This is a genomic window from Halobellus ordinarius (genome assembly GCF_031823395.1).
Lineage (GTDB): Archaea > Halobacteriota > Halobacteria > Halobacteriales > Haloferacaceae > Haloquadratum > Haloquadratum ordinarius.
Genome location: NZ_JAVQKJ010000024.1, coordinates 1 through 1,365 on the forward strand (window position 1 = coordinate 1; position 1,365 = coordinate 1,365).

A 1,365-nucleotide genomic window follows, 5' to 3' on the forward strand; every position below is an offset into this window, starting at 1 on the left:
CGTGAATCGCCTCGGGGTCAAGCCCCGAGGCTTCCCGTTTCTACGACGTGACTTGCAGACACAGATTCGAAGTGAGTCGTGTCCGTAGCGGTCACAGTCTCCACGGGCGTGTCTTCGGGCCATCCCAGCCCTAGTTCAGAAAAGCCTCTCTGCAACACATTCATCGCCGCGTTCGCATCTCTCTCCGTCTCGAATCCGCACGACGGACAGGAGTGTTCCCGTACCCAGATGGGCTTTGCCGTCTCCACACCACACGACGCACACTCCTTGGTCGTGCCTCGTGCTTCGACCTGTACGACGTGACAACCGTACAGGTCTGCTTTGTATTCGAGGAGGGTGATGAATTGTCGCCACGCCGCATCCTGTTTGTTCCGGGCGTTATGCGACTGTTCGAGCATCCTCTTCACGTCCAAGTCTTCCACGAACACGGCGTCGTACTCGCGGACGAGCCACGTCGTAATCTTGTGCTGGTAGTCCAGCACCTTCCGCTTGATGTGGCGTTTGACCTTGGCGACCTTCAGACGTTGTTTCTCGTAGTTGCTCGACCCCTTCTCTTTCCGTGAGAGTGTGCGTTGTTCTCCTCGAAGTCGTTCGTAGTCGTCTTCGAGGTCGAGCCAATCCACAGTGTGACCGTCGCTCGTGTGGATGTAGTTGAGTATTCCGAGGTCGATACCGACGCTGTTGCTCGCGTCCAGCGAGTCTACGTCGAGTTTCTCGGGCAGGTCAGCTTCATCAGTTTCCAAACCAAATGTGACGAACCACTCGCCAGTCCGTTCCTTCTTGAACGTGACCTCTTTGATGGTGGCGTGGTCGGGAATCGGACGGTGGTAACGAATCTTCACCCAGCCAATTTTGCTGAAGCGGACGTACGCATACTTGTCGCGCCCCCTCTTTTCATCGAGGTCGAAACCGGACTGGTTGTACGTCACGCTTCGGTAGTCGGTAGGTGCTTGCCGTTTGAGCCGACCAACGTTGTACCCCTTCTCTTTCTTCTTGCGAAGGTTTGAGAGATTGCGATGGAAGCGTGCAACGGTGGCTTGGGCGGCCTTCGAGTGAAGTTCACTGAAGACAGGCCACTTACGTTTCCACTCAGGGAGTTTGTTGTTCTGGTCGTACTCACTCGGCTTATCGTCCTCTGGGGCTTGTTCGTAGTCCCAGCGGACGTGGTTGTAGAGTTGGCGATGAACATCTAGATGATGTTCCAGTCCCTCCGCTACCTCTCCTTTTGGGTAGGCGTGGTAGCGGTGACTGTGTTCCATCGCTGTCTCTTGATTAGGAACGTTTTGACTTAGTGGTTTGTATCACGAGTCGTCGGCTTCATCCCCGAGGTCAAGCCTCGGGGTATTCGCCTTGTCCGCTGATAAA

Annotated in this window: 1 protein-coding gene; it reads right to left on the reverse strand. The window is 55.3% G+C overall.

Going from position 1 to position 1,365, the window contains the following annotated elements; genetic code table 11:
* Positions 1-17 precede the first annotated feature (17 nt).
* Positions 18-1,259: an RNA-guided endonuclease InsQ/TnpB family protein gene (locus RJT48_RS20585; RefSeq protein ID WP_311174237.1), complete on the reverse strand. Its 1,242-nt coding sequence runs from the start codon at positions 1,257-1,259 to the stop codon at positions 18-20.
* Between the last annotated feature and the right edge of the window lie 106 nt (positions 1,260-1,365).